The following is a 22,598-nucleotide window of genomic DNA, read 5'->3' on the forward strand; positions in this document are numbered from 1 at the left end:
GATGTCAGTTGCTGCTAAAGGTGATGGGAAAGTTGTGTCGGAAACCATTGCAATGAGGTTGATACTATCGTGTTACCCGCCTCGGTATGAGAATAGGAAAGAAATGTGTATCATTTTTTTGAAAGATGACATGTCTGCTGTTTGTGCTTCACGAAAAAAGACACCCTGTTCAGGATGTCTTCGGCACGTGACGGACCAAGCCGCGCAACAACTCTTTTTCGTCATCCCGAAACGTGAACATCCATAAGAAGAGAAAGTAGGCGCCGCCTAGTAAGATCGCTTTAAACAGGAAGTGAACGAGCGACTCGACAGGAAAATATTGCTGCACCAACAGACCCGTCACGCCTAGGAAAATCAAGGCCGGTGCAATCTTTACGTGACATTCATAAAAGAATTTTCGCATATTCAATTTCAAGACGCGGACATAGACCACATTCATAAACACCACCGTGCCGATCAAATTACCGACCAAGATGGCAATGGCGGCACCGATTGCCCCGTAATGCGGCGACAAGAGAAGTGATAACACCACGCTGACCGTCGCGACGATGAGCGAGGCGAACGCCCGGTACTTGATTTGGTTGACCGCGATCAACGTCGCGTAGGCGATTTCTTGCGTCAAGGTGATGAACCCAGGAAGAATGAGCAGTAACGCGACCACGTAGGACGGAAAGAAGTCCGGCCCGACCCACAGCCCGATGAACTCACGTCCCATCGTCGCAAAACTGACGATAATCAAGCCGACGATGAACAACTGAATGCGTCCGACACGAATCAACAGCTGATTTAATTCCGACTCACGATGATGCGTCGTCATCCGCGTGACTTTCGGCAGGAACAGCGAACCGATGGCTGAAGAGATCGTCCAGACATACCCTTCAATCACCATCCCGATCGAGAACAAGGCGATCGAGGCACTGCTCGCCAACGCCCCGAGAATGGTCGGGGTGATGTTCAAAATGAAACGTTGGGCGATCGCGATGACGGTCGTCCAAGAAGAGAACGTGAAAATGTCACGGTACATCGACCGGCTGTTATGCAAAATGTCGATCGCCGTCTCCGTTTTACGGAGCAAGTAAAGCCCTTTTCCAATGATGATGGACAACCCGACGAGCGCGTTGACGAAGACGAGCGCATACAAGCCGAAGCCGAACAAGAGTGCCCCGACCATCAAGACGACGGTCGACACTTTCTCCATCAAGTTGAACCAGTTGAGGACGACGAACCGTTCGTTCGCAATCATAATCCCGTTGAACGGTTTCGTCGGGAACAAGACGATGATGTAAAAGCCGACCATGATGTAGAGCACTTGGAGCGTCTCCACTTCAGCAGGTGAAAGGCTCGCATAAATCGTGTCGATCATCATGTAGACCCCGATCAAGACGAGGCCGATCAGTACCGCGATCCCGAGGAACAGTTTGAAAGCGACTCCGAGAAAACGGGACGCCCCTGCTGCATCACCGAGCGCGTGGTATTTTGACAGGAACCGTGACACCGCCGCCTCTAGGCCGAAGTCCATGGCAAAGATGCTGACGAGGGACAAGGAGAGCATATAAAGCCCGTAGTTCGCCTTCCCGATTTCCGCAATCATCCATGGTGTATAGAACAGACCGGCGAGAATGTTGAATCCGATGGCGACGTAAGACATGAGGACGCCGATTTTAATTTGACGTGAACTTTTTTGTTCATCAAACTCCACTTTCGTCGTCACCCGATTCCCCTCCCCTTACTTTTGTTGCCAAAAGAACATATACAGCGGTTCGTTGCGGACGAACAAGAGCAACAGCATCGTGATGGCCACGTAATAGACGAGCAGACGCTCGCGACGTTCGAACGAGCGGAGCAATTCCGGAATCAACAGCATGACGAAGATCGAAAAGTATTGGACGATTCGCATCATCGAAGGGTTGATGAACGTGAGCGGGAGAAAGCAAAGCGCGAGCAATAAGGCGTTCAAATAGTGGGTCACGTTCGGGTTGACCGCGATCATCTGTTCACGACGCCAAAGCGACACGACGGTGATGAGAATTAAAATGAGGGAGAAGTTGAGCGTACCGGCCCCTGCGTAGTAATCGTATTCATCGTATCCGCTAACGGTGCGGAAAAATTCGAACAGTTGGACGCGAAAGACGAACAAGAATGGAATCAACGCGCCCATGAACAACAAATAACGCGACGTGATCGTCTTGGTGGCAACGAAATAGAATGGGAGAAAGACGAGAGCGGATTGATGAATCGTCGCCGCAAGAAGCACGACCCCGAAAAACGGCCAAAAGCGTCTCGTTTGAATAAAGAAATAGCCGATCAAGACGGCAATCGCCGTCGCAATCGTTTGGCGGATCCCCGTGATGGCAAAGAACGCATAGAACAAAGTCGAGAAAATCAGAAAGCTGAGGAGCGGCTCCGTCGAATTGCGATAAATCCAAACCCCGAACGGAATGAGGAACAAGAGGGCGACCGTCAAAAGGTACCATTGGTAGTTCTCGGTCGCGAGTTGAATCGTTTTTTGCAGTAAGTAGTAACCTGGGTCGCGTCCGTCTCCGTCGCCGAACAAGATGTGGATAAAGTTGTCCCCTAGCCGTTCCCATGAGATTCGCTTCGTCTCGTCAAACATCCATTTGTATTGCATCGTGTCGGCACCGACGCTGAAGTGGCGAAACCCGGACAAGAGAATCCATTGGCATGTCGCGATCGTCACAAACAATAATTTTCCGTGCTTGATGCCGTCATCACGCAAAAGGAGGGCCGCCCATGCGATCAGAAGCAACATATTGATCAGATAGATCCACATCTCAACTCCTCCTTCTCACGTTCAGCGATAGCGAAGATTCATCATGCCCCGGTAAAGCGTCAACATCCGATGGTACATGACGGCTGACACATTCAATCGTGTCCGTTCCATCCGGCTCAAATGACGGTGACCGTCAAAGCGTTGAAGCAGCTCCTCCCTCACTTCCGGGTCAGTCGAGCGGTACACCGCCTTGAACACCGTTTTGATTTGCGGCGTCGTCTTACTGCTCGTGGCATCGAGTCGCACGAGCAACCGTTCAAAAAAGCGGGCCGTCTCGATCGGCGCGAGGTCGGCGATTTTTTTGGTTTGTTGCTTCGCATGGATTCGCGTCTTCGAATGCGGGGCCGTCGTCACTTTGAACTGATAGCCTGCTAGCGCCAAGTCGACCCAACACACCCAGTCTTGAATGTATCGATACGTCGTTGGGAAGCCCCCAACCTGTTCGAGCGCTCGTTTCGGAATGAGTAACGCACAGCCGCTCAAACACGCTTTCAGCAACAGATAATCAAACATTGCCTCATCCGTATACACACCGCTCAACCGTCTTCTCGGACGATAGATCGGCGCACCGGCTTCATCAATCAACGACGTTCCACAAGACAAGATGTAGTGGTGGGCCGCGTCCCCGAGCTTTCGAAGCTCCTCGACTTGATCCTTCACTTTGTCCGGTTCATACAGGTCGTCATGACTGAGCCATGAGAACCAGTCGCCCCGCATCTTCTCGACACCTAGATTGAGCGCTGTCGATACACCGCCGTTCGGCTTTTCAAAGTACCGGATCTTGTTTCCGAAGCTACGGGCAATCTCTGCCGTCGCGCCTCCGTCTGTCGAGCCGTCGTTGATCACGAGCACCTCCACCCGCTCATACGTCTGGGCGAGGGCGCTTTCGATGGTTTCCTTCAAATAGTCCGCTCCATTGTAGACGGGGATGACGATTGAGACGAGTGGGGTTTTCATTTCAGTTCCTCCTCTTGCTTCCCGCAATCCAAACGTTTGCTTCATTCGTACGTGTAGGCGTAGTAGGCATCCTTGCCGGCCCGTTCACGCTTGTTCATGACAATCCCTAACATGTGGGCCCCAGATAAAACGAGCTGTTCTTTCGCTTTTAATACCAAGTCCCGGTTTGAGTTGTCACACCCGACGACGAGGATCGTCCCGTCCGTCTCGCTCGCTAAAAGCCGGCTGTCGGCCACGTGCATGAGCGGCGGCGCATCCAAGATGATCAAGTCGTACTTTTCTTTCACCTCGTCCAACAGCTGTTTCATCATCGGCGAGGCGAGCAGCTCTGACGGGTTCGGCGGGATCGGGCCTGCTGCCAACAAATGAAGGTTCTGTACTTTCGTTGTTTGAACCGAGCGGTCGAACGTCGTCCGTTTCGCAAGGACCGTAGACAGGCCGGTCTGACCTGCGAGTTGAAACGTGAAGTGTACCGTCGGCTTACGCATGTCGCAGTCCATGAGGAGCACCCGTTTCCCGAGCTGGGCGTAGACGATCGCCAAGTTCGAGGCCGTCGTCGATTTGCCTTCACCGGCCGACGCCGATGTGACGACAATCGTCTGTAACGTCGCCCCGAGCGCCGTGAACTGGAGATTCGTCCGAATCGTTCGGTACTGTTCGGCAATCGGGGAGGTAGGGTTCGCTAGCGTGATGAGGCTGCGCCCGGAATCACGACGTTTGTCTTGTCTTTTTGACAGGTGGAACATGTGGATCGTCTCCTTTCGGCGTGTTGGCAGCCTTCGTTTTTGGTTTGACGACTTTTGGGTTCATATCACGACGTTCAATGACCGGAATCGAACCGATGACCGGCATGGCCAGAATCAATTCGGCCTCCCGCTCGTTGTGAATCCGTTTATCGAACGTATGGCGGATGAGGGCGAGTACACCTCCGACCATAAACCCGGCAATCAAGCCGATCGCAGTATTCATGAGAATGTTTGGCGCAATCGGGTCGCCCGGTACGACGGCTTCTGATAAGATGCGTACATTGTCGATGTTCATCAACTCTGGAATCTCGCTAGCGAACACGCGCGTGATGACGTTCGCGATTTCAGCGGCGACGATTGGATCGCCGTACTGAACGACGATGTTGATGACTTGCGATTCCTCTTCACTTTCGACTAACAGAATCTCACTGATGTCTTGCGGCGCTTCCGCCACTCGCGTTTGCACTTCGTTCAAAATGGCCGGACTGCGCATGATGACACGATACGTGTTCACAAGAGACAATGAAGACGAAACTTGTGAGCTGTCGACCACATTCGTACCGGCCTCTTCCTTCGGTACAATCAACACTTGTGTCGAGGCTTCATAGGTGGGTGCGATCACATATTGACTCAAATAATAGGCTGCACCACCGCCTATGAGAGTCATCAACAATAACAGCAGCACATTTTTCTTGAACACCCCGAATATTTCGGAAAGTAACATCGTTTGACTGTTCACACGTAAGCCCTCCTTCATTCAAAGTTCCAATTGCGATGACGTTGAGGTCGTTCTATGTCTATACTCCTTACCCGCCGCCATCTGATAACTGAAAAGAAATGGTTACCATCTTTTCATGAACTATCATGTCGGCTTATCTTGCACAAATTGGGCATAGATGCGCCGCATCTCCGATTTGGAACGGTCGACGTCAAACGCCTTGACGGACTCGCTGTTATGGAGCCCCATCTGGTGGGATAAATCGAAATCGAGTTGCATCGTCCGGATGGCCCGAGCAAATCCGGCCACGTCTTCCGGCGAACACTTATAACCAGTCACCCCGTCGATCGAATAGTCGTTGATGCCGTGGACGTTTGACGTGATGAGCGGGAGCCCGGCGGCCATCGCCTCGAGCGCGGCCATGCCGAGCCCTTCCCGCTTCGATGGGAAGACGAAACAGTCGGATGCCTTCATCACTTCGATGACGTCGTCCCGGAAGCCGAGCAAGGTGACTTGCCGTTTGAGCCCGAGCTCACGGATGAGCCGCTCGAGATTTCCCTTGTTGTCACCTGTCCCCGCGATCCAATAACGGAGCGTCGGTTCGTGGAGCGAAGCGATGGCGCGGAGAATCGTCTCGTGATTCTTGTTCTCGTTCAACTCCCCGACCGACAGCAAGACGAAATCGGTATCATTGTCGATGCCGAGGCCACGACGTTTCAGTGGCCGGTCGATCGTGACCGCCTCGATTTTCTTCGTATCGACACCGATGCCGGGGATGCGGAACGTGTGCGACGTCTTGAACGTCTGCGCCCGCGAGAAGTCCTCCTCGTTGATGGTGACAATCGTGTCCGTCAGACGGGCGAGTGTGCGCTCGACCGGATAATAGAGCATCCAGTTGAGTGACGGGCTGCCTTTGAAGAAATGGAAGCCATGCGCCGTATACATGCACGGCGTGTGCGTCTGACGAGCGACGAGCCGGCCGACGACCCCGCCGATCGGCGAGTGGCAGTGGATGAAGTGATAGTGGTTCGCCGTCATGACGGCCTTCAACTGTTGATAGGCCCGGACGTGTCCGTTCATCTTCTTGATGTCGCGCTCGAAATCGATTTGATACAACGTGACGCCGTTCGCCGTCAAATCTTGTTTGATGCGGGCGATTTTCTCAGGCGAATACATGCTGCCCCACTCGAAGTTCGTGGCGACGTCAACTTGATACCCCATCTCTTGCAGCATCCGGATGTTGTCGCGATTGAAGCTCTCGATCATCGAGACGACCGAGGCGACCATGAGCACTCGTTTCATCACTCTCTCCTCCTCACACACGTTTTCGAAGATAATCGACCCCACGCAACATCAAGACGAGCGGCACGGCCTGTTCGTGTTTGCAGAGCTGGAAGAACGTCCGCCATTTCATGTCGAAATGACGCATGTCCATCTGCGAGTAGGCGCGTTTATACTCTTCTTGCCGGAGCACTCGTTTCAGCGACTCGGCCTGGGCAAAGAGGGACTTCGGTGCCGCGAGCTCGTTCAAGCCGATGCCGATCATACTGAGGGCGATTCGATTATAGAGGGCGTGATTGTACTCCTCTCCGAGCTGGTGCGTCTCGATATAGCGCATCAAAATATGAAAGAATTGCAGGCGTGAGGCAATAAGATTGTCGTTATATACACTCGTCTCCGATTTGGCATTTGTTTTTCGATAATGGTAGACGGGATAGTCGATATAAATGAAGCGTTGACAATGCTCGAGCGCTTGGATTTGAAAATACAAGTCGATGAACGTGCCGTATGGACCGCCAAACGATAGATGTTTGATGAGGTCACGATGATAGAGCGTGATACAGTTCGAATTGAGCGCATCTACCGTCTCCGGACGGGCCAGCTCCTCCTCGACTAGCCCGAACAGCCGGCGATGGACATACCGTCTCGTTTCTTCCGCGTCATACGACAAATAATCCGCTTCAAAGATTCGTTTCGGGAGGGAACGGTCGTCGTATTCCCGGACGTACGTCCCCATGACGGCGTCGGCGCGCTCAGCCTCTGCGTGTTCGACCAATAAGCGAATCGCATCTAAATCAAGCCAGTCATCGCTGTCGATGAACATGATATACTCGCCCGATGCCAAGTGGAGGCCACGATTCCGGCAAGACGAGCATCCCCGGTTCGTCTGGCTGATGACACGAACCCGTGGATCTTTGTCATAGGACAACGCAATATCGAGACTGTGATCCGTACTGCCGTCATCGATGCAGATGATATCGAGATGAGGATACGTCTGGTGGACGAGACTGTCGAGACACTGTCTCAAGTAGACGCTTGTGTTATAGACGGGTATGACCAGACTGACGAGCGGGGTGAGGCTTGGCATGTGGGTCACTCCTTCTTAAGTTGTCGTTTCGTGATGGGAGGATGCTATCCTCGTTGTTCCCGTAAGCCGTTTCCGGTAACTCACAAATGGGATGAGCCGTTAATAATCTTTTCGTGAAGTATAAAAAACGGAAAAAACCGATTGCAGCGTCGCAATCGGTTCGTCTTTCGACTTAGAATTATGGAGTGAACATGTCATGATAAATCTGCAACAGGCGCTTCAGGTTCACTTCTTGGTCGTGGGTGACTTTGGCCCGTCGCTGTGCGGCCATGGATAACTGTTTCGCTAACGCATCATCCTCGAAAAGCTTACAGACATAATAGGCCAGCATGTAAGGGGCATCATGTTGGTACAAGAACCCTTCTTTTTTATCGGCCAGCATGTCACTCGTCCCGCCTACATAAGACGCGACGGACGGCACCCCGAGTAGCATCGCCTCCGCCAATGAATTCGGACTGTTTTCGATGGTGGACGGACAGACAAATACATGAGACTCGAGATAACGTTGGCACATCGCTTGCTCGTCCAACGTTCCGGTGAATGAAATATGTTCACTTAAATTATACTGGTCAATCAGCGATTGAATATAATTGCCATAATGTGTGGCGAACAGCTTATTCTTCCACCCGGATCGATCCGTCAAATCGCTCCCGCCGACGTAGAGACGTGCATGCGGATACTTTTGTAAAATTAACGGCATCGCTTCCAACATGAAATGCAACCCTTTGATGGAATATTGGCCTTGGCTCAAGAAAATCGAATGGGTCTCACATCTCTCCCGCTCCCACGTCCCGTGGTAAAACGATTCCCGTAACGTCTCATTGCAATGAAAGTACGTGGCTTTCTCATTGATTTGGGAGACGCATGCCCGGTCCCAAGTCGTCCTGCCGATGACGTAGTCCGTTTTTCGGATGGCCTCCCGCTCGGCCTCCCCGCGCACTTGGAACGTATTACGCAATCCACTCACATGGTCGTGACGAACCCAGTTGCGAAACGTCTTGTTGTGGATGGCGTCATGTGGCAATCCGGCAAACGTATGTTTCTCGATGACCGAGACAAGTCCTTGAATCGAAATCACAGTCTTCACGCCATGTTTACGGCATGCGTTGACCATCGCCAACGTGTGCGGCATCTCGGTCCCGAAAATGTGGACGAGGTCTGGTGACACTTCCTTGAGGATCGCCGCGAATCGTCGATGGTCTTGAATGACGGGGTCAGTCACTTTTTTAATGGGCGCGAACGGAAAGTATGTGATTTTCTCGCCGTCTAACCTTATCCTGCGTTTCGCTTGTTTACTTGGAAATGCGACCGACAGTTCGACGTCATCACGATCCGATAAATATTTCGAGGTGTTGACGAGCCAACCGCCATACGGGGTCGAGGATTCATTTAATAGATGACTCGCCTCGGGCAACGGGATATTGATCAACCATAACACCTTCATCCATGTCTCACCATCCGTCTCTATACGTTATCGTCCTCTCGTTCCCTTATTCGTTTTTCGTCCCTGCACTTCCTTTGTCAGCGGTTCACTTGTTCGATTTTCAAATGATTCATCATGTTTTCAAATAAACGCGCATTCACCCGGTCTGACACGTAAGAGTTATGCGGCGTGAGCGTCACCCATTCGAAATTGTAGAGCGCGTGATCGGACGGCAGCGGCTCGGTCTCGAAGACGTCCAAGGCGACCCCGAAAAACTTGCCCTCCTCGAGCGCCGCGATGAGCGCCTCCTCGTCAATAATCGACCCGCGCGCGACGTTCAATAGGACGGCATCTTCTTTCATCGCCGCGATCGCGCCTTCGTCAATGACGTGATACGTGTCGTCAGTGAGCGGCAAGGCGATGACGACGACGTCGCTCACGGCCAAGACGTCGTGCAATTCATCCATCAAGACGTAGCGGTCGACGAACGGGACCTGTTTCTCGCGATGGCCGACGCCGATGACCGTCATGTCAAACGCCCGGAGCCGGGTCGCGACCGCCTCGCCGACATGCCCGAGCCCGAGTAGCGCCACGGTCTTCCCAGTCAATTCACGCAATCGGCGCTCCTTCTCCCAATGCCGGTTCGCCTGCTTCTCCCGAAACGCCGCCCCGTGTTTCATAAAGTCGAGCAGTTGCCAGATGACCCATTCCGCCATCGGTACGGCATACGTGTCACCGGCATTATAAACGCGGATGTCTCGTGCCTCGAGCTCATCGAGCGGCAGACGGTCGAGTCCGGCACTGATCGCTTGGACGAACCGTAGCCGTTTAAAATCGTCGACATGGCAATATTGGAACACGTTGTTGCAAATCAAACCCTCGACTTCGGAGACGTCAATCTCCGTCACGTCTGCTTCTTCGCGGAGCGTCGTCACCGTATAGCCGAGCTGTTCAAGTTTTGCGAGTTGTTCAGGAGTCAAACGCACTCCTGTCGACAGCAAATTCAAGATAAAATCCCCTTCCGGTTCTGGATTTCCGTCGTGATGGCGTGCACAGTCGAGACGAGGCTCAACCGGTTCAATTCCAACCACTCCGGTGTCGTGTGTTCGAGCTGTTGCTCGTACACTCTAATTTTCCATACCCCTTCTTGGAACATTTGTGCCTGTTTTGGGTCAAATTTTCCGATTGAGCCGATATTACAGAAACTGCGCGACAAGATGGCGAGCGACGAGCCGAGCCGGACATGCTCCCCGAGCACTTTCTCGGAAGGGAGCTTCCCTTCCCCGATGCGGGCGATGCCGCCAAATCCGTACGGAATGCCCGTCGACCGTATGTGACGCGTGACCGTCTCGACCGTTCCGTCGGCGAGCGGCTCGAACAAAAAATGTTGCCCGTAACTCAAATGAAGGTCATTCAATCCGATGTGGATGTAGTCGATGCCCGGTAATTTGAGCACGTCCGGCATGCAGGTGACGGCTTCTTTCGTCTCACATAACAGACAGACTTTCGCCCGCTTGTCGACGAGTTCGATGAACGTCATGACTTCCTCGACCGTCTTGTAGTACGGCAACATGACGACGTCGGCCCCGCGATTGATGACCTCATTGATCTCAAAGCGTGACCCTTGGAAAATCGGATTGACGCGGACGAGCAGCTCGGCATGCTTCAAGACGGCACGCAACCGGCTCACATCGCGCATCGCATGCCGCGAGATGACCGTATCGAGATGACCTTGGCGTTCTTCCTTCCCGTTCAATTCCAAGTCGACAAACACCCAGTCGACCCCGTTCTGTTCCGCGAGCAAGGCGATCTCGGGTTGATTAGTGATATACATCAGCTTCAAAGGCATGGCGAGCACTCCTCCCATCGATTAGACTACGTTAGGAAGATAGCCCGTCCGAAAAACAACAAAACGGAAAACTTGAGAATGCTTTTGCAATCCAAATCGCGCTGTCTCGAATTTCTGAAAAGACTCCAATATATGAAGCGACACGTTACACTTTCAAATATGCTTTGATCTCAAACTATGTTCGCTACTTCCTTTTCGTTTTGTTTGAAATAGAGAGAATCGGCAATAACATACGTACAGAATCATATTTTCGACAGTTTTCGGCAAAAAGGGGTGATCAATCGTGGAGTGGATTGTCATATTTGGTGCAGGCGGTCACGCGCAAGTGTTGATTGATATTCTCGAGTTGATGGGCATCTATCGGATCGCTGGAATTTACGATGATAGTCCGGCCCTCTTCGGGAAGTTCATTGCAGGCTATCCGATTTTAGGTTTCGCCGATTCAAAAATGCTTGTCAAAAAAGGGATCGTTGGCATCGGTGACAATGTACAACGAGAACAGATCGCTGAAAAAGTGAGACACTATAATCCAGACTTCGAGTTCGTCAACGCCATCCATCCGAGCGCCATCATCGGCAAGAACGTGAAACTCGGTGAAGGAACGGCTGTCGTGGCCGGAAGCGTCATCAATCCGAACGCCGTCATTGGTCCGCACAGCATCATCAACACGATGGCATCGGTCGATCACGATTGTGTGCTCGAACCGTTCGCCTCAATCGCCCCGGGTGCCCATCTCGGCGGCAACGTCCATGTCGGCACCCGCTCGTTCATCGGCATGAGTGCGACGGTCATCCATAACGTCCATATCGGTCACGACACGGTCATCGGAGCCGGCGCCACGGTCGTGAGGGACATCCCGAACCACGTCGTCGCTTACGGTTCACCGGCCAAACCGATTCGGGGACGGGTCATGAACGAGAGATACTTGTGAACACAAAAACGAGGTCTCCCCGCGCTGGGTGACCTCGTTTTTTCATTTCAGCTCGCGATGCAGCTCGCGGTCGGTGATATAATCCGGCTCGAGTTTCAAGATGATTCGCTCGAAATAACGATGGAGCAAGTACATCCCGCCAAGGAAAACGGCAATCATCAAGAAGATCGATGGGCCAGGCGAACCGAAATCGTACCAACCGAGAAGCAAGTAAAAAATAACCAACCCGATTAGCGTCAACCAGAATGGCAACCGGACGAGCCGTTGATACGTCGCATTGTCGTTGAACGAAGCCCGAATCGTCCCGAGACGCCATTCCCGGACGAGGAGCGGCACGATGCCGAGAAATCCGAGTCCGAACAAGAGGTAGTCAGATTGGTCGACCGCCTGGATGAGCGTCCCGGTGATCAAGAAGGAAGCGATGGCGAGCAGAATGGCCCAACGTTGACTTCGTTTCGCATAGTCAACGAGGCGGCGGATGTGTTGTTCACGTTTCATGGTCAGAACTCCTTTAATTGGTGTTAATGCACATACGAGTCCTCTTCTACATTGGTTTCAATTCAAGAATGATGTTTATCTCTATTGGCATGGGACGCGACCCAATTCATAGACAAGCACTTCAAGGCGCTTCGTCTATCAATTTCCTGAGCCTTTTCCCGAACGATGAAGTGGCGATGCTTGAAATGTCTGTAGAGACATAAGTGAAGTAGCTCCGACCGAATTGGCTGGAACTCTTTTGTTATCCTATATAAGTAATCGCGTCTATAATTGCTTTACATTCTTCAATCAATTCACGGTCGGCTTCGTCAGTCAATTTAACCTTTCTAGCTAACGGATCGATGGCTTTTATCTTCTCGCACAATACATACCCGGTAGTTCGATTGCTTGCATCGGCAGTCTTGTTATTTTTTGTGCGTCCGTTCACTGGTACATGAGTCGGAAAACCTTTATCTGTATTCGTGATTGGCAAAATCCAAATTAAGTCTGTCTGTTTATGTACAGTTTCTTCTGAAACAACTAAAGCAGGACGATAACCTTGTTGCTCGTGGCCTTTTGATGGTGACATATCAACTTTTATAATATCACCAACTTTATAAAACTTTGTCATCCTCATTCCCCCAATCAAAAATTACCTGTACTTTTCCGATAAGGATTAAGTACAGGCTAGTAGATGTTATGTCGCTTCACTTGCTCAACAATCTTCTTTTCCAATTGGTTCTACTTCATCCCAAAGCTCCTCAGATTCAGGTTTTTCGCCGTTATAGCCAACAAACAATTTTTGAAATGGTGTTAGCTCATTTTTTCGGACGAAAGTAATCCGATTAGGTTCGACCTCCACGTCAAGCAAAACATCATCCTTTGTATTAAAACCGGCTTCCTCGAGAATATCTTTTGTAAGTCGAATAGCCTTACTGTTGCCCCAACTCTGTAGCTTAGCCTCACGATGACTGATTTTACGCTTAGTTTGTAGCACTCGATTCAACTCCTTCACGTACTATTTCTTATATAAAGTATATACGTTGTATATACGTATTTCAAACTTAAATTATTTCGAACGGTTGAATTTCAACATTGCGGTCGCCGGAACCTAAAAAAGACAGCCCCGGAAAACTATCAGAACCCTTTGATTGTTGCATAGAATATATAGTTTTTTACTGGGAAATTATAAAATTAAGTGCAACACCCCGAAATGAACGTAAAAAAGCCCATAGCGACGGCCTCGTCTAGAATGAAGTTACCACACAAACATTCAGACGGAGGAATCGCTATGAGCTACACCCATCTTACCACAGCCGAACGCATGAAAATAGAGACCTATCTAGAGCTCGGGATGTCCATCCGGTCCATTGCGAGACGGCTCGGGCGCTCCGCCAGAAGGCTAAGCGCCGGAAACCGGTAGAAACACGCAGGCACATAGACGTCGGGTTGACCATCTCGAACCGGCCACAACAAGAAAGCCAACGGCCTCCTGCGCGAGTTCTTCCAGAAAGGATCGGACTTCGCGACGGTCGGCCAAGGAAAGATCATGGCCGCGCTCGCCAAAATCAATGGTCGCCCGCGGAAGTGCCTGGGCTGAAAGACCGCACACGAGGGTTTCAATGTTGGCATTAGAAAACCACCACGCAATACTACGTAGTGGTCACATAAATAATCTACTTCTATTCCACCTCAAACCGATATTCCGTCCTCGAGTGATACAACTCCCCCGGGATTCAACTCGATTGACGTCGCCACATCTGGATGGTTCGGCGCGTCCAGGAACGCCTGGCGTCTAAGCAAATTGCGCTATCCCTTTACAAGCGAGTCAAGGGTAACACTTTTTGCTCCATCAACTCTTTCTCAAAATCGTCCGCTCTATATCGAATCACATTCAGATTGAATACGGCTTCAATGAATTTATATTTGTCAGGGGTTCGCAAACTGTGAAAATGCCGATGTGTTGAAGGGGTATCCGGATTTGGACGATGAACGATGTACACCGTACTCCCATGAAAATCTTCATCCCTTAAACCATATTTCAGTTTTAACAACGCGATGGATTCGTGAACCTTCAGTTGAACATCTGACGATTTGATTTTTGACCAAATTTGATTTTTAAACTCTATGAAAATTAGATTTACATCGTCAATATACAAGCCATCTACCGAACTTGGCGTGAGAAAACGTCCTGTTTGTTCAGTGACGCGTTGAACAATTGAATCAAAGTTATAAACAGGAAGATTCACGTTGGAGACAAGAGTAACGGATTGGGCATCATCCCATGAACAGTTCGAAATCGTACTAACATCAAACTCACTGTCTAATCTGTTTTTGAATACACGAATTCGCTCACTCGACATCGCTTAACTCATCTCGCAATTCTTCTAAGCTGTAAAATGCGTTAGCCAAATCTTGATAAAGCAGAGGTAAGTCATTGGTTACGTCCTCAATTGTGTAATTTAACGTCGACTCGTCACGAACTGTTCGATAAAATTTCAAATCGTCGTAGTAATCATGTTTCTTTGAATATAGCTCAATTGCCTCAATGAAATAAGGACTATGTGAGGCAATAATCAACTTAAGATTAAATGATTTTGAAACAAGGACAATCAGTTCAGCATATTTGAGCTGCCAATCCGGGTGGAGATGAATTTCCGGCTCGTCTAAAATGATATACTCACATTCTTCAAAGCTATTTGATTGAATCAACATGTAAAGAATTGAAAAAGACTTCATTCCTGTGGATAGGTTTTCGAAGTTGATTAGCGGTGCGTGATTACTTTCCTTAAAATATAGAGAGCGATTTTTATAAATAAGTTTTCCGTCATTAAAAACCTGGGTAAATAACCGATCAATTTTTTCTTCGCGCGCATCCAAGGCAAATAGATTTTCATCTTCTAATCCCTCAGTAGGCATGAGGAGTTCACGTACAAGTCCCCGATGGGAGAGCGAAGCGTTTTTCTTTTTTAACAATCCGGGACTGAGAGCGAATTTATCGTCTAGAATAAATGGATCATCAATATAAATCGCTTTTGAAAAGATTCGATTTGTATGGATTTGACTCAAATCTGGTCTCAATTTATGTTTGTTAAAAATCAATCGAATTTCAGGTTGATTGATTTGTTGAATTGAGATCGACGCATCATCGTCCATGAAATTCACATTTGTAATTTGTTGCGAGAACTCTATATCAAAAACTTTTTGCATAATATTCGATTTAAAGTCATCATCATCAATCGACTTATTGAGAAGCCATAGCAAATCGTTTTTTAAATTTACTATAGATTCCTGATTTCCTCTGTCCTTTGCAAGCATATTATCGAATAGTCCATCCACTTTCGATTGAATCGCGGCATTGAATTTCAATTCTACTTCTTTTGTATAGTTTCGACTTGCTTCTGAGTTTACTATAGAAAGCCACTTTTCTTTAGATAACTCTTCATCCGCTTCCATATACAATCCAGAAATTAAAAGGACATATAAATCAGAGATTTTACTATCCGTCTCTTCATCAATTGGCACAATTCGATTTATCCGACGGAGTCGATTCGCAATCGTTTCCGCTTTTTCTTTAAGAACCTTTGAAGGTTCAAGCAAGTTTAAACCTGTCGCCACGGCGTACAAAACTTTTCCTACGGTACTTTTCCCAGTATTATTATTTCCTGCAATCACGGTGATTGAATTGACATCAATTTTTGCTGTTTGAATCAATCCAATATAATCTATTTCAATTCTCATGAGCATGTTCCCCTCATTGTTTGATCATCTAATCAATGAATGTTTGAGCGTAAGCATTGAAGAAAATCATGATTTATGACTTTAGCTAAATTATGGCATATCATCGATTCAAATGATAATTAAATAAAAGCGAATAAAACCCCACCACGTATCTCTACGCAGTGAGGTCTCCTGATTATTTGATCCCAAACCGATAAACCGTCCTCGAGTGATACAACTCTCCCGGGTTCAGTTCAATCGATGTGGCGATGTCTGGATGGTTCGGTGCGTCGGGGAACGCCTGCGCTTCGAGACAGATGGCACTATACTTCTGCCTTCCCTCGAGCGTGACCGGTGTCTCTTCACTGAGGAAGTTGGCCGTGTAGACGACCATGACCGGCTGGTTCGTCTCGACGTCCATGACGCGACCGCTCACCGGGTCGTGCAGCCGGGTCACCCCGTCCTTCAAGATGAACGGATGATCAAGTCCCCCAGCCTTCACAATCGCCTCGTCCTCTGACGTAATCGCCTCCCCGACTGGCTTCCCGTCCCGGAAATCGAACGGTGTCGCCTCCACTTCTAACAATTCGCCCGTCGGCAGCGACTCGTCATCGAGCTTCGCGACGTGGTCGGCCGGGAGCGTCAACACATGGTCGTGAATCGTCGGCCGTCCGCCGAGATTGAAATAGTTGTGATGGTTCAAGTTCACCCACGTCCGTTTGTCCGTCTGGGCCGTCATCGTGACGACGAGCTCGTTGTCGTCCGTCAACTCATAGACGACTTTGAACGTGACGTTGCCGGGATAGCCTTCTTCACCGTCCGGGCTTACATACGTGAACGTGATCGCTTGTCCCTCGACGTCCATGTCCCAATGTCGGAACGTGATGCCTTCGTCCCCGCCGTGGATATGATGCGGGTCCTCGCTCGGGGTCAAGGCCACCCCATCGATCTCTGCATTGCGGATCCGTCCGGCGATCCGTCCGACGACGGAGCCAAGATAGACCGGGTTCTCGAGGTATTGTTCGGGACGCGCGTACTTCAAAATGACGGAACCCATGTTTCCGTCACGGTCCGGTGCCGTCAACTCGGTCATGGCACACCCGTACGAAATGGCCGACAAGCGCATGCCGTTCTTGTTTTCAATCGTTCCTTCTCTCAACTGGCTCACCTACTTTGATTAGAATAGCAACTATGCTACTTGTTCCCGCACTTCACGATCTATAATCCCATCAAAAAAACCGTCACACAAAATGTGTGACGGATTAGACCCGGCTGCTGTTGCGAAGAATCAATTCTGTCGGCAAGACGACTTTCTTGCCGATCTTTCGACCGTTCAATCGCTCTAATAAAAGCTCGACACTCGTCTCCCCCATCATCTCCGTATGGACATGAATCGTCGACAAGGCTGGATACACGTACTTCGAGACGCTGATGTCGTTGATGCTGATGATCGAGACGTCTTGCGGGACGCGTACCCCTTTCTCATGGAGGGTACGCAGAGCACCGATGGCCAGCGTGTCGCTCGCAATCAGCAATGCTTTCGGCACTTCGTCTTCCGTGATCATCACATTCATCATCCGATATCCGTCGTCTGCCAAGAACTTGCCGACCATCATTCGCTCCGGCAAGAAGACGCCGTTGCCTTTCATGACCGCATCATGGAAGCCGTCTATGCGTCACGCGCGCTCCACGGCTATTGCTATACGCTACTGACAGATGTCGAACAAGAGATCAACGGGTTGCTGACGTATGACCAGGAACCGAAGTCCCGCTCGAGACGATCCGCTAAATCAATGACCAGTGGCATCACGACATCCGTTAATCCATCACAGGTGCCTCTCAAGGGCACCTTTTCTTCTAAAGGAGGAGCTTATGAATCGAAAATCAATGTGGATCATTGCCGTCCTAGTCGGCGTCATCGTCATCGCACTCGTCGGGTGATCGCTCACACGGGCGGACCAATTGACCGAGAGTGATACGTTCATGAACCCGATTTTACCGGACGGGGCTGATCCGTTCTTATATGAGCATGACGGGTCATACGTATACACGCAGACGACCGGCAGCAACGTCACACTATGGCGCACCGATGCCCCAACCGAACTGGCGACAGCCGAGTCGAAAGTCATCTGGCAACCGACGAAAGGCGAACGGGACATTTGGGCCCCGGAAATCCATTTCGTGAACGACCGCTGGTACGTCTACTATGCGGCCGTCATGCCGGGCGAGGTGCACAAGATGTACGTGCTCGAGTCGGCGACCGCGGACCCGTTCTCCGATTACACAGAAAAAGGTGTCATCGAGGACCCATCCGGTAAGTGGGCCATCGATGGCACGATTCTCAAGAACGGCGATGACCTGTATTACGTCTGGTCGGGTTGGGAAGGCGACGTCAACGTCAGCCAATACCTGTATATCGCCGAGATGTCCGACCCGATGACGATTTCGAGCGAGCGGGTCGAGTTGTCTCGTCCGACCTATGACTGGGAGTCGCTCGGTGCCCCACCGTTAATCAACGAAGGGCCTCAAATCCTGATGAAAGAGGATCAAATCCATATCGTCTATTCAGCGAGTGGCAGTTGGACCGACTTTTACCAGCTCGGCCTATTGTCGGCGCCTAGTGATGCCGACTTGATGGATCCTGATACCTGGACCAAACAAGAAGAACCTGTATTCTCATCGAATGAAGACGTTTTCGGTCCCGGCCACGCCTCGTTCGTGACATCCCCTGACGGAAGCGAGGACTGGATCGTCTATCACGCTGCCCGCGCCGAAGGGAGCGGTTGGACGCGTAACGTGCGGATGCAGCCGTTCACGTGGGAGGACAATGTCCCGGTGTTCGGTGAACCGGTCTCGACAGATGAAGCTCTCCCGCTCCCCTCAGGCCAGACAGGAGCACTTGCTGTCGAGCTGAATGAATCGATGACACCTGATAGCCCATTAGACCTGCGACTCGACATTCCTGAGAGCGGACGTTATCAAGTTATCGCCTATATCGAAAACCAAGACGAGACCCCACTCACGCTCACGATTGATGACCAAGAAATTCGAGGTATGGCCCTCCAAAATGACGGGGTTGCGCCAACGCTCAACATGGTCGTGTTTGATGCAATTGAGTTACAGAGCGGCACCGTGGCATTTGAACTGTCGAGTGAGGTTGAACTAGACGTCAAACGTATCGAACTGCGTCAAGTGAACTAAACAAACAGGCACGGTCCCTTGGCTACAAAGAAGGGGCGTGCCTGTTTTTATGTCCATTCAAGTACTAACACTCATGTTTTTGAATTTTTAAATGTGATGAGTTCAGACATAAATCTTTAATAAGGAGACTTTTAATTAAGGGTCTGTTAATTGCTTAGAAGGACAGGACACTCACCAGCATCTATCAATAATACGTTTCTACGCATCATAACTTCCATTTCCCCATCCAATTTTTCACGGGCAATGTTGGGGGTTCTAAGTTAATATATTCATCTTTTAAAATGGCTTCTGCATTCATTGTATACCTTTCCCACTTCTCGACTCCTAATTCCGAAATAATGAGTTTTTTAGCATCAATCCAATGAAACGAACGATTTTCAAGATTATGAGCATCTGAAGCGACAAAGTGACTTAAATTATTGCGTAAAAAAGCATAGGCAAGACTTTGTACATTTTTACCGAAAAGACCAGTTAAACTGCTTGTTGTAATCTGGGACAAAACGCCAGAGGAGACAAAGTTGAATAATCGCTTCGGATTCATTGCGAATTGTCTATTGCGTTCGGGATGGGCAATGATCGGAATATATCCCTCTATTTGTAGATTGAAAAAAAGAGATTCCGTATAAGCAGGTATAAAATCACTTGGAAACTCAATTAAAACATACCGCGATTCAGCAAGTGGTAACGCTTTTCCTTTTTCAAGAGCGTCTAGTAACTCACCAAATATCCGAATCTCTTGACCCGCATACAATTCAAGAGCAATGTCTCGTTTTCGTAATTCCTGTTGAAGCATGGTGACCGCACTGTAAACATCTAAATCAGCGGTATCAAAGTGACTATGGAAAGCATGAGGCGTGACTATAATCGCAGATACACCTTCTCCATTAGCATAATCGCCCATTTCAATTGCCTGATTCATACTCTTTGGCCCATCATCGATTCCGGGAAGAAAATGACAATGAATATCAATCATAAATTACTCTCCTTTTAGATGGGGAATAAAGATATAAGTTTACTACTTATACCCTTAGTTTCAATCCTTCAGTCTACTGAATATTCGCTTCAAATAATTGTATCTTTAAATCCTATATCTGCTAAAATTTTAATTAAGGACTTTTTGTAAAAGGAGAGAGATACTGTGCATGAAAGTGAGCGCTTACTTCAGCTATATGCCAAGCATGACAGCTCAAAACGGACCGTATTACGCGCAAAAATTCAAAAAAATTTACATAATGGGAAACCACTTGTTGTCTCATTTCAAGAATTAACTGGGGAAACACTGTCTTTTTTATCCACTGATACTTTATCGGCGAACGACTTTAATTCATGGGTTAAAAAAGGAAAACGGTGTCACGCTTTCCTGTTATATTATGTCGAATTATTAGAACGAATTGACACAGTCGTTGCGTCTAAAAAGCAAAGTGTCGAAGCAGTGTCCACACCTGTTTCACCTGAACTGGATAAGCAAACTATCATCGCATCAATTTACTCACCTGTTGAACATCAAATCAATTCGTCTGGCGAAAAGAAACGTTATACTGCTGAAATACAAGTACCATACCGCTCGGAACGAGCGAAATATCAACGGACAATCGAACCGGCCCGACCCCGAAAGAAGTCCGGAGCCAAACGGCTGGGCGTCTGCGCCTTGATCGGGTTACTAGTAGGCGGTGGCTATATCGGGTATCCGTATGTAGCAGCACTCTTTGAGCCGAGTGAGCAAGTAGACGTCAACACGCCGACGGCAGAGCCAAAACCGGAACCGGTCGCCGAGATGCCGGAACCGACCGAGGTGTGGCTCACCGAGAAGAACGTCTCGCTCCTGAGTGAACCGAACGGGACGGATGTGACGTACGTCGGGGACATCGGCGACCGCTATGACGTCCTCGAAGAACGAGACGACCACGTCTTGCTTGATCTCGGAGCTGACGTGACGGCGTGGGCACCGCTCGCCTCGACGACGCCGGTATGGAAATCATTCACACTCAGCGACCAACAAGTGCTCAATTTCTTAAAGTCGGGTGTCGATCAAATCTATCTCGAACGGGCGACCGTCGACGAGTACTTGTCGTTCAGTGAGACCGAACTGTATGACGTTCTAGGTGAGCCGTTCGGCCGTGACGAGGACGCGTTAAATGAGTATGCGTTTTATACCGGCATCTTCTTCGTCATCCAAGACGAGGCGGTCCACGCCATCGACTGGATGAACACCCCGACGACGAAAGAGGCATTCCAACAGCTCGGCACCCCGGTGTACGAGACGGAAGACGCGATCGTCTTCGAGAGCCCGAAGTACTCGCTGCGCCTGTTCGCCAGTACGGATGGGGTGTCGACACGAATCCGAGTGACCGAAAAATAATCAAAACCTATTCAGGAAGGGGTCCATCCTATGCATACCATTCTCGTCACAGGCGGTGCCGGCTATATCGGCACACACACTGTCCTTCAACTGCTTGAAAACGACTACGACGTCATCGTCCTCGACAACTTGTCGAACAGCCGCCGCGAGGCGCTCGACCGGGTCGAGACGTTGACCGGGAAATCGGTCACGTTCTATCTCGGTGACCTGCTCGACCGCGAACGGCTCGAACAAATCTTCTTGGCACATACGATTGACGCCGTCATCCACTTCGCCGGATTGAAAGCCGTCGGCGAGTCGGTGTCGGAGCCGCTCCGTTATTACGAGAACAACGTCGTCGGCACGACGGTCCTGCTTGACGTGATGGACGCGTTCGACGTGAAACGGATCGTCTTCAGCTCCTCGGCGACCGTATACGGTATGCCGGAACGGACCCCGATCGACGAGTCGTTTCCGCTCAGTGCGACGAACCCGTACGGTCGGACGAAACTGATGATCGAGGAAATCTTGCGTGATCTCGCCGTCGCCGACCCGTCATGGAGCATCGCCCTATTGCGTTACTTCAACCCGATCGGTGCCCACGAGTCGGGCCAAATCGGTGAGGACCCGTTCGACATGCCGAACAACTTGATGCCGTATATCACACAAGTCGCCGTCGGCCGCTTGGACGAGTTGAGCGTGTTCGGTGACGATTACGACACGTCGGACGGGACCGGTGTCCGCGACTACATCCACGTCGTCGACTTGGCCGAGGGTCACTTGAAGGCGCTCGACTATGTCATGGACCATACCGGCGCCGAGGCGTTCAACCTCGGGACCGGGACCGGCTACAGCGTCCTCGACCTCGTCAAAGCGTTCGAGACCGAGAGTGGCAAGGCCGTCCCATACAAAGTGGCACCGCGCCGTCCAGGTGACATCGCCGTGTGCTTTGCCGACCCATCGAAATCGAAGCGCGTGCTCGGCTGGGAAGCGAAACATGACATCCGCGCCATGTGCCGCGACGCTTGGAACTGGCAAGCGAACAACCCGAACGGTTATCGCTAATCCGAAAACAGGTC

At 50.1% G+C, this 22,598-nt stretch carries 23 protein-coding genes and 1 pseudogene; 6 read left to right on the plus strand and 18 right to left on the minus strand.

Annotation, left to right across the window (positions count from 1 at the left end; genetic code table 11):
- Positions 1 to 169 precede the first annotated feature (169 nt).
- From DPV68_RS11870 to DPV68_RS11915, 10 genes are all read right to left on the minus strand, one after another.
- A complete protein-coding gene (locus tag DPV68_RS11870) occupies positions 170 to 1,711 on the minus strand; it encodes an oligosaccharide flippase family protein (RefSeq protein ID WP_114167014.1) in 1,542 nt (513 codons plus the stop codon).
- 15 nt (positions 1,712 to 1,726) lie between these two features.
- Positions 1,727 to 2,791 carry an EpsG family protein gene (locus DPV68_RS11875; protein WP_114167015.1) on the minus strand — a complete coding sequence of 355 codons (1,065 nt, stop codon included), beginning with the start codon at positions 2,789 to 2,791 and terminating at the stop codon, positions 1,727 to 1,729.
- A 21-nt stretch (positions 2,792 to 2,812) separates the two neighbouring features.
- A complete protein-coding gene (locus DPV68_RS11880; RefSeq protein WP_157964176.1) occupies positions 2,813 to 3,748 on the minus strand; it encodes a glycosyltransferase family 2 protein in 936 nt (311 codons plus the stop codon).
- Between the two features lie 41 nt (positions 3,749 to 3,789).
- Complete coding sequence (locus DPV68_RS11885) at positions 3,790 to 4,494, minus strand: CpsD/CapB family tyrosine-protein kinase (protein WP_114167017.1); 705 nt, start codon at positions 4,492 to 4,494, stop codon at positions 3,790 to 3,792.
- Positions 4,457 to 5,233, minus strand: a complete 777-nt coding sequence (locus DPV68_RS11890; RefSeq protein WP_198662303.1) for a YveK family protein — start codon at positions 5,231 to 5,233, stop codon at positions 4,457 to 4,459. The genes DPV68_RS11885 and DPV68_RS11890 overlap by 38 nt, the downstream gene beginning before the upstream one ends.
- A 123-nt stretch (positions 5,234 to 5,356) precedes the next feature.
- Positions 5,357 to 6,514, minus strand: coding sequence for a glycosyltransferase family 4 protein (locus DPV68_RS11895; protein ID WP_114167019.1), 1,158 nt, complete (start codon positions 6,512 to 6,514; stop codon positions 5,357 to 5,359).
- Between the two features lie 13 nt (positions 6,515 to 6,527).
- A complete protein-coding gene (locus DPV68_RS11900; protein WP_114167020.1) occupies positions 6,528 to 7,580 on the minus strand; it encodes a glycosyltransferase family 2 protein in 1,053 nt (350 codons plus the stop codon).
- Positions 7,581 to 7,758: 178 nt separating this feature from the next.
- The gene (locus DPV68_RS11905) at positions 7,759 to 9,024 is read right to left on the minus strand and encodes a glycosyltransferase family 4 protein (protein ID WP_114167021.1); all 1,266 of its coding nucleotides are present in this window, start codon (positions 9,022 to 9,024) and stop codon (positions 7,759 to 7,761) included.
- A gap of 77 nt (positions 9,025 to 9,101) precedes the next feature.
- Positions 9,102 to 10,094 carry an NAD(P)-dependent oxidoreductase gene (locus DPV68_RS11910; RefSeq protein ID WP_114167022.1) on the minus strand — a complete coding sequence of 331 codons (993 nt, stop codon included), beginning with the start codon at positions 10,092 to 10,094 and terminating at the stop codon, positions 9,102 to 9,104.
- Entirely contained in the window at positions 10,007 to 10,837 is an 831-nt protein-coding gene (locus DPV68_RS11915; protein ID WP_198662304.1) for an aldolase/citrate lyase family protein, read from the minus strand. Before DPV68_RS11915 ends, DPV68_RS11910 begins: the two co-directional genes overlap by 88 nt.
- A gap of 298 nt (positions 10,838 to 11,135) precedes the next feature.
- Between DPV68_RS11915 and DPV68_RS11920 the strand changes: the two genes are divergently transcribed.
- On the plus strand, positions 11,136 to 11,783 hold the full coding sequence (locus DPV68_RS11920; protein ID WP_114167024.1) for an acetyltransferase: 648 nt from the start codon (positions 11,136 to 11,138) through the stop codon (positions 11,781 to 11,783).
- Positions 11,784 to 11,825: 42 nt separating this feature from the next.
- Here DPV68_RS11920 and DPV68_RS11925 read toward each other — a convergent pair whose 3' ends face one another.
- The 3 genes from DPV68_RS11925 to DPV68_RS11935 form a co-directional block, all read right to left on the minus strand.
- Positions 11,826 to 12,281 (minus strand): hypothetical protein, encoded by a 456-nt coding sequence (locus DPV68_RS11925; protein WP_114167025.1) that lies wholly within the window; start codon positions 12,279 to 12,281, stop codon positions 11,826 to 11,828.
- A 241-nt stretch (positions 12,282 to 12,522) separates the two neighbouring features.
- Positions 12,523 to 12,891, minus strand: coding sequence for a type II toxin-antitoxin system PemK/MazF family toxin (locus tag DPV68_RS11930; protein ID WP_198662305.1), 369 nt, complete (start codon positions 12,889 to 12,891; stop codon positions 12,523 to 12,525).
- An 84-nt stretch (positions 12,892 to 12,975) separates the two neighbouring features.
- The gene (locus DPV68_RS11935) at positions 12,976 to 13,257 is read right to left on the minus strand and encodes an AbrB/MazE/SpoVT family DNA-binding domain-containing protein (protein ID WP_114167027.1); all 282 of its coding nucleotides are present in this window, start codon (positions 13,255 to 13,257) and stop codon (positions 12,976 to 12,978) included.
- A gap of 294 nt (positions 13,258 to 13,551) precedes the next feature.
- Between DPV68_RS11935 and DPV68_RS15200 the strand changes: the two genes are divergently transcribed.
- Complete coding sequence (locus tag DPV68_RS15200) at positions 13,552 to 13,683, plus strand: helix-turn-helix domain-containing protein (RefSeq protein WP_157964178.1); 132 nt, start codon at positions 13,552 to 13,554, stop codon at positions 13,681 to 13,683.
- A gap of 42 nt (positions 13,684 to 13,725) precedes the next feature.
- Positions 13,726 to 13,860: pseudogene (locus DPV68_RS15230) on the plus strand (IS30 family transposase); the annotation flags it as partial.
- A 217-nt stretch (positions 13,861 to 14,077) separates the two neighbouring features.
- Here DPV68_RS15230 and DPV68_RS11950 read toward each other — a convergent pair.
- The 4 genes from DPV68_RS11950 to DPV68_RS11965 form a co-directional block, all read right to left on the minus strand.
- Entirely contained in the window at positions 14,078 to 14,623 is a 546-nt protein-coding gene (locus DPV68_RS11950; protein WP_114167029.1) for a hypothetical protein, read from the minus strand.
- Positions 14,613 to 16,001, minus strand: a complete 1,389-nt coding sequence (locus tag DPV68_RS11955) for an AAA family ATPase (RefSeq protein ID WP_157964179.1) — start codon at positions 15,999 to 16,001, stop codon at positions 14,613 to 14,615. Before DPV68_RS11955 ends, DPV68_RS11950 begins: the two co-directional genes overlap by 11 nt.
- Before the next feature lie 175 nt (positions 16,002 to 16,176).
- On the minus strand, positions 16,177 to 17,148 hold the full coding sequence (locus DPV68_RS11960; protein ID WP_232819632.1) for an aldose epimerase family protein: 972 nt from the start codon (positions 17,146 to 17,148) through the stop codon (positions 16,177 to 16,179).
- A 94-nt stretch (positions 17,149 to 17,242) separates the two neighbouring features.
- Positions 17,243 to 17,629: a substrate-binding domain-containing protein gene (locus DPV68_RS11965; RefSeq protein ID WP_114167032.1), complete on the minus strand. Its 387-nt coding sequence runs from the start codon at positions 17,627 to 17,629 to the stop codon at positions 17,243 to 17,245.
- A gap of 334 nt (positions 17,630 to 17,963) precedes the next feature.
- Between DPV68_RS11965 and DPV68_RS11970 the strand changes: the two genes are divergently transcribed.
- Complete coding sequence (locus DPV68_RS11970; RefSeq protein WP_157964181.1) at positions 17,964 to 19,181, plus strand: glycoside hydrolase family 43 protein; 1,218 nt, start codon at positions 17,964 to 17,966, stop codon at positions 19,179 to 19,181.
- A 205-nt stretch (positions 19,182 to 19,386) separates the two neighbouring features.
- Here the strand turns inward: DPV68_RS11970 and DPV68_RS11975 are convergent, their stop codons facing one another.
- A complete protein-coding gene (locus tag DPV68_RS11975) occupies positions 19,387 to 20,154 on the minus strand; it encodes a tyrosine-protein phosphatase (RefSeq protein WP_114167034.1) in 768 nt (255 codons plus the stop codon).
- 459 nt (positions 20,155 to 20,613) lie between these two features.
- Between DPV68_RS11975 and DPV68_RS11980 the strand changes: the two genes are divergently transcribed.
- Together DPV68_RS11980 and galE are read left to right on the plus strand one after the other, a co-directional pair.
- Positions 20,614 to 21,540 carry a hypothetical protein gene (locus tag DPV68_RS11980; protein ID WP_157964182.1) on the plus strand — a complete coding sequence of 309 codons (927 nt, stop codon included), beginning with the start codon at positions 20,614 to 20,616 and terminating at the stop codon, positions 21,538 to 21,540.
- 30 nt (positions 21,541 to 21,570) lie between these two features.
- Positions 21,571 to 22,584 (plus strand): UDP-glucose 4-epimerase GalE, encoded by a 1,014-nt coding sequence (gene galE, locus DPV68_RS11985; protein ID WP_114167036.1) that lies wholly within the window; start codon positions 21,571 to 21,573, stop codon positions 22,582 to 22,584.
- The last annotated feature ends 14 nt before the right edge of the window (positions 22,585 to 22,598 follow it).

It is taken from the genome of Exiguobacterium sp. TNDT2, from assembly GCF_003331145.1.
In the GTDB taxonomy this organism is placed as follows: Bacteria; Bacillota; Bacilli; order Exiguobacteriales; family Exiguobacteriaceae; genus Exiguobacterium.